This is a genomic window from Aeromonas sp. A35_P (assembly GCF_002259925.1).
Taxonomy (GTDB): domain Bacteria; phylum Pseudomonadota; class Gammaproteobacteria; order Enterobacterales; family Aeromonadaceae; genus Aeromonas; species Aeromonas dhakensis.
Map to the genome: position 1 here is coordinate 1 of NZ_NEVB01000106.1, position 5,878 is coordinate 5,878.

Genomic DNA, 5,878 nt, shown 5'->3' on the forward strand with positions numbered 1-5,878 from the left:
ACATCTGGTGATGGCAGTGATTGCATTGCAGCACGCGTGGCCGACTTTTCAGGTGACAACAGGTCTTGTTGGCACATTCAGGGCAGACAAAGCCGTGAGGAAAACGCCAAGTGAACAACGCGTTTTCGCACTGAGCTTCAGTGCCATAGTCCTTGAGAAGCTCAAACAGGCTGTAGCCTTTCTGGAATTGGACTTTGCTTTTGGCCATGATCTCGCTCCTCGATAACTGTGCATAAGATCAGTATAGTTCGGGGTGACTGCTAATCATGGGTAATCAGGTTCATCAATGACCAGGGGTTTGGCATCGTGATGGAAGAGGCAACCACCTCGGGCAAGTCGGGTCGGATCCTGCCGGTCGGCACCCGGGTCAAAGTCACCGACTTTTACACCCTGAATGACGGCCTGCTCGGTGTCACCGTGCTCGGCATGGAACGATTCTGCATCCACGAGATGGAGACTGACGAGCTGGGTCTGCGCCGGGCCAAGGTCGAGGCCCTGCCCAACTGGCCGAGCACCCACTCCAATTTCAGCGACAAGCCGCTGGTCACCCGGTTGCAGGAAGTGTTCGAACAATATCCGGAGCTCGACGAGCTCTACCCGGACAAGCGGTTTGATGATGCAGCCTGGCTCTGCCAACGCTGGCTCGAGATCCTGCCGATGCCGATCTATGAGAAGCAGATGTTGATTGCCAAACAAAATAGCGAAGCGGCTCGTCAATTCTTGCGCCGACTGATCGCACAGTGAGTCAATTTGGGCTTTGCAAAATGCAAATATTCCGATAATGAAAATGTCAATTTCGCATTTTGCAAATTGCAGGACGCAATAAAAACCGATAATCGCGCTGCAAGCCCTGTAAAACCGGTTCTGAAAAGTTGGCACGACTTTTTCATATAGAATCGTACAACCCGATTTATCCCGTGCTCTCTTCAGTATTTGCTGAAGAATTGGTCAACCACCCAGGTTGACCATTTTTTTTAGCTGCGATTCGCTGATGCGGGATGAAAATGGCGTTGCAGGCACTCTCGCAGCCGCATCAGACTGATGGGCTTGGCCAAAAAGTCATCCATGCCCTGCGCCAGGCAACGGGCCCTGTCTTCCGCCATGGCGTTGGCCGTCAGCGCCACTATGGGCATGCGGTAACCCAGCTCCCGCAAGCGGCGGGTCGCCTCCAGTCCATCCATCTGCGGCATCCGCATGTCCATCAGAATGAGATCCGGCTGTTGCTGCGCGACCTGCGCCAGCGCCTCCAGTCCGTTGGCGGCCACCCTGACCCGACTCACCAGCTTCTGCAGCATGAGCGAGACCACCAGCTGATTGACCGGGCTGTCCTCCACCACCAGCACATCCAGAGCCTGAATGGGCTGCTGATCCGGCTCGGGTCGGCTGCTGCACTCGCATGGCAGCGCCATGCCCGGCAAATCAAACCAGAAACAGCTGCCCTCGCCGGGGGCACTGCGCAGATGGATGCTGCCCCCCATCAATTCCACCAGCCGCTTGCTGATGGCCAGCCCCAGTCCGGTGCCGGAGAAACGGCGGGTCGCCGAGCTGTCCACCTGGGAGAAGGGCTCAAACAGCAGCGCCTGATCCTCGGCCGAGATGCCGATCCCGGTGTCGGTCACCGTCACCCGCAACTGCTGATCATGCCACTCCAGCTGCAACAACACCCTGCCCACGCTGGTGAATTTTACCGCGTTGCCGAGCAGGTTGCTGATCACCTGGGAGAGGCGCACCGGATCCCCCTGCAACTGGGCCGGCACGGCCTCATCGACCTGCCAGCGCAGATCGATGCCCTTGGCGACAGCCCGTGCCAGCAACGGCTCGATGAGGGACTGGCAGAGCTGGGCCGGCTGCAGCGTCTCGCAGTGAAACTCCAGGGTGTGAGACTCAATCTTCGAAAAATCGAGTACGTCGTCGATGATGGTCTGCAGCAGGCGCGCCGCATGGGTGGCATGGCCAAGCAGCGTCTGCTGCTGGGGTTCGAGCTGGGCGTGTTGCAGCAGATCCAGCATGCCCAGCACCGCATTCATGGGGGAGCGGATCTCATGGGTCATCATGGCCAGAAACTGCGACTTGGCTCGGTTGGCTGCTTCCGCTTCGTCCCGCGCCCTGGCCAGCTCCTGCTCACGGCGGATCTGGTTGCCCACATCCCGCGCCGTGCCGCGATAGCCGATGAAAACACCGGCCCCGTCGAAACAGGGTTCGGCGTTGCTCTCCATCCAGCGCGGCCCCCGCGCCAGGCTGACCTGCACCCGCACTGCCCGCACCGGCAGGTGCAGGCCGATGAGCCGGCGGTACTTGCCCCATTCGGGATCCCGCCTGTCATAGGCGTAGTCGTAGAGACTCTGGCCGGTCTGGTGCACCAGCATCTCTTCCTGCTGACCGGGGGCCGAGACGTAGCTCAACCTGTGCTCGGTATCCGTCTCCCAGAACCAGTCGGAGGCCATGCCGGCAAAACTGCGAAAACGCTGCTCCCCCGCCTGCAACGCCAGGGTCTTGAGTTCAACCTGCTCCTGCAAGCGGGCCCGATAGGCGATGTTGACCAATGCCTGGGAGATAAGCGGCCGGCAGCGCTGCATGGCCGCCTTGCTCTTGAGATCGAAGGTGCCCATCAGGGAGTGGCGGCAGATGAGCACACCGGAGAAACCGGGGGCCCGCAGCCCCGTCATCATGACGCTGGCCCAGCCCGTCACATCAGCCAGCGGCGCCAGCTCGGGCAACTGGGTCGGGTCATAGATCACCAGGGTCTCCCCCTCGATGGCCCGGGAAAAGATGGGTGTCAGCTGCCAGGGACGGCCCACCTCCCCCTCCTGGGTGCTGAGGTGGGTCAGCCCCCCCTCGCCCTCCCAGGCCACCACATCCGCGTGTTCGAAGCCGATGAAGGGTTTCAGCACCTGGATGAGGCTGTCCAGTACCTGCTCCAGCGTCTGGGCATCGGCCAGAGTGGCCACCCCGCACAGCAGGGTTTGCGACTCCTGCCGGTATTTGGCCTCGCGCTCCCGACAGCGCACCAGCTCCACCAGGGTGGTCTGCAGCTTGTCGCCAAGGGCTTCCAGTTCCGTATTACCAATCATCTTGTTTCCAGCGCAGTGTCAGCTGTCGAGAAAGATCACGCTCGATATCATCAGGTTGCCGTGTGCCAGCTCACCGTGTGGCAGACGTCCCTGCTCACCGAAGGTGAACGGGGTGATGAAGGGGATGTCCCCCAGCCGGGTATGAAATTGATCGACAAATTGGCATAAGCTATCACCAAGAGCCAAGCGGCAACCAGCACAAAAGATCACGAGTGCGCCAAACGGCTGCATCTCGGTGGCCATGCCGTACTCGGGTTCGATACGAGTTGCATTCAAACTGCGCTGCAACAGGCCCTCCTGGCTGCTGTACATCAGCAGCAACCGCTCCCCGACCTGAGTATCGGTAAAGAGGCGCAATCCGCCACCTTCTGTCACGGCTTCAGGGTGGGAGAGCTTGTAATAGGGCATGTCATCCAGGGTTCCAACCTGCCTGGCCAGCGGTGACAAGGTGGTTTCCCGCAAGATGGGGCCCACCGGCCAGGGCGTCGTGCGCCCGGTCCAGCGGGCATAGACGGCAGCGGCAGGCTCATCGTCGATGGTGAGGATCTCCCGTCCTGCCAACGCCGTGATGATGCCGCGCTGTTCGGTTGGGACATAGCCAGAGTGGAACTGGAACGCCAGCTGACAATCGGGATAGAGCACCGCCAGCACCACACCCTCGCGAGTACTGCCCTCGTCCCAGCACAACTGCCACTCCCCGCTCACGCTGTTGTCAGCAGCGGAGCCGCCGACCACCGGCACCGTTGTCCCCAGCTCCGCTTCGATGCTCTCCAGCATCGCCTCTTCCTGGCCCGGGCTTGCATGCAACAAGATGAGTTGCGGCAACTCGCCGGGGCGGCCCCCGTCAGCGATGGCGCTGCGCAGCAGCTGGCGCACATCGACGGCAGCCCCCGCCTGACCCGCCACACCGTAGGCGCCCTTGTCATCGTAGATGGCCGCAACCGCCACCCCCCGCCCCTGGCGGGCATGGTGGCCGGTCTGGGTCATGACCCCGCCGCAGGAGCTGCAACCGATCAGCCGGGACGACGGGAACTGCTGTTTGAAGTGATGACGCAGTTCCTCGGCATCATGAGCCTGAGTAAAATAGACCAACAACAGCGAAGGGGAGTCGGGTGATTGAGCGAGCAGCCGCTCACTGATCTGTCGGGCAGCCAGCAGAGAGGTCTCTTCAAGAGAGTGAGCCGTCAGAAAGTTCAACACCATCTCCTAGTTGTGCATGATGCTGGGGGTAAGCAAAAATCATACCTTAATCAAACAATTATCCCGTTTCATCGACTAGAATGCTCTCAATCGAGACCAACCACAGGACAGCCGCATGTGGCAAAAGAACATCAATGATTTTGACCGGGTCGTCGCCATCGGTGGCGGCCATGGCATGGGCCGCGTGCTCTCGTCCCTCTCGTTTCTGGGATCACGCCTGACCGGCATCGTCACCACCACGGATGATGGCGGCTCCACCGGACGGCTGCGCAAGAGCCAAGAGTGTATCGCCTGGGGTGATCTGCGCAACTGTTTGAATCAACTGGTCACCGATCCCAGCATCGGCAGCCTGCTGTTCGAGTATCGCTTCGCCGGCCGTGGTGAACTGGCCGGCCACAACCTCGGCAACCTGATGCTGCTGGCGCTCGACAACCTCTGCGTGCGTCCTCTTGATGCTATCAAGCTCATCAGCGACATGCTGAAAATAGAGTCACAATTGTTACCCATGTCTGAATTTCCCACCGACCTGTGTGCCCACACCGTCTGTGGCAACCAGATCCTGGGGGAAGTCTCCATCGATCAGCTCGATACCCCGCCGCTCTCACTCAGCCTGAGCCCCGAGGTTTCAGCCACCCGCGAGGCGGTACAGGCGCTGGAGCAGGCCGATATGATCATTCTGGGGCCCGGCAGTTTTCTCACCTCCATCATGCCCCCGCTGCTGCTGGCGGAGGTGGCGCAGGCCATCAACGAGAGCAACGCCATGCTGGTGTTCATCTGCAATCTGGTGGCGGAGAATGGCCCGGCTGGCCAGCTCAGCCTGCTCGATCAGTGGCGCTGGCTGGAATCACGGGTCGGTACGGGACGGCTCGATGCCATCCTGGCTCCTGCAGGAGAGTACCAACCTGAGCTGGCTGGCAGATTGATCCAGGCCGATCTGGGTGAAACCGCGCTGCCCCATCGCCATGATCGCCTGAAACTGAAGCTGGCCCTGGACAGGGTGATCCAGCAACTGGTCAATCAACGCTAGCGGGCAGGTTGAGTCTGGCGAGTCCGGCGCCATGCGCCGGCTGCCTGGGCTCAATGGTAGTTGGCAAGGTGGGAGAGCACCTGAGGCAGGGATTGTTCCAGCTCGTTGAGCAGACGGGCGACCTCGGCCCCATCCGCTTGCTTGCAGGCGAGCTCCAGCGCCATCACCTGCTGATAGCTGACTTGAGCACCGTAACTGCCACAAGAAGACTTCATGCTGTGAGCAAGCCGGGCCAGAGCAGTCCAGTCCTGACGTTCATAGAGCGGGCGCAGCTGGGTAAGCTGTTCACCCACCTCCTCGATAAATACCGAGATCACCACCGGCATCATCTCCTGGCCGATATCTTCCGCCAATTGTCGCAATACCTTCTGATCCAGCCACTCCATCTATTCATCCTTTTTGGTATTCAAACAGACCATACTATAGATGCCCGACATGGTGCCGTCACGTCTCGTCCCCCAGTAACAAATAGACCCACACGGGGCATAGGGTGAAAAACGTGATCGAGCTCGCCTAACCAGACAATAGATGGCCGGATTGCAACATAACGGTTGCCAATAAATTAACAATTAGATAACAA

The 5,878-nt window shown here is 60.0% G+C and carries 5 protein-coding genes and 1 pseudogene; 2 read left to right on the forward strand and 4 right to left on the reverse strand.

All coding sequences use genetic code 11. From position 1 onward, the window contains the following. The coding region (locus CAK78_RS07575; protein ID WP_141214138.1) for a transposase at positions 1–208 on the reverse strand (208 nt) is incomplete at its 3' end. Positions 209–279: 71 nt separating this feature from the next. Here CAK78_RS07575 and CAK78_RS07580 point away from each other — a divergent pair. Then, positions 280–744, forward strand: a pseudogene (locus CAK78_RS07580) (LON peptidase substrate-binding domain-containing protein); the annotation flags it as partial. Between the two features lie 230 nt (positions 745–974). Here the strand turns inward: CAK78_RS07580 and CAK78_RS07585 are convergent. Then, positions 975–3,071 (reverse strand): ATP-binding protein, encoded by a 2,097-nt coding sequence (locus CAK78_RS07585; protein WP_176452714.1) that lies wholly within the window; start codon positions 3,069–3,071, stop codon positions 975–977. An 18-nt stretch (positions 3,072–3,089) separates the two neighbouring features. Next, positions 3,090–4,274 carry an FIST signal transduction protein gene (locus tag CAK78_RS07590; protein WP_094696888.1) on the reverse strand — a complete coding sequence of 395 codons (1,185 nt, stop codon included), beginning with the start codon at positions 4,272–4,274 and terminating at the stop codon, positions 3,090–3,092. A 112-nt stretch (positions 4,275–4,386) separates the two neighbouring features. Between CAK78_RS07590 and CAK78_RS07595 the strand changes: the two genes are divergently transcribed. Further along, positions 4,387–5,298 (forward strand): gluconeogenesis factor YvcK family protein, encoded by a 912-nt coding sequence (locus CAK78_RS07595; RefSeq protein ID WP_094696889.1) that lies wholly within the window; start codon positions 4,387–4,389, stop codon positions 5,296–5,298. Between the two features lie 50 nt (positions 5,299–5,348). Here CAK78_RS07595 and CAK78_RS07600 read toward each other — a convergent pair whose 3' ends face one another. Further along, positions 5,349–5,684 carry an Hpt domain-containing protein gene (locus tag CAK78_RS07600; RefSeq protein ID WP_005299299.1) on the reverse strand — a complete coding sequence of 112 codons (336 nt, stop codon included), beginning with the start codon at positions 5,682–5,684 and terminating at the stop codon, positions 5,349–5,351. Positions 5,685–5,878 lie beyond the last annotated feature (194 nt).

Excerpts from the sequence above, each read along its gene's own strand:
- CAK78_RS07585 (WP_176452714.1), bottom strand. The coding sequence starts at position 3,071 with ATGATTGGTAATACGGAACTGGAAGCCCTTGGCGACAAGCTGCAGACC.
- CAK78_RS07590 (WP_094696888.1), bottom strand. The coding sequence starts at position 4,274 with ATGGTGTTGAACTTTCTGACGGCTCACTCTCTTGAAGAGACCTCTCTG.
- CAK78_RS07595 (WP_094696889.1), top strand. The coding sequence starts at position 4,387 with ATGTGGCAAAAGAACATCAATGATTTTGACCGGGTCGTCGCCATCGGT.
- CAK78_RS07600 (WP_005299299.1), bottom strand. The coding sequence starts at position 5,684 with ATGGAGTGGCTGGATCAGAAGGTATTGCGACAATTGGCGGAAGATATC.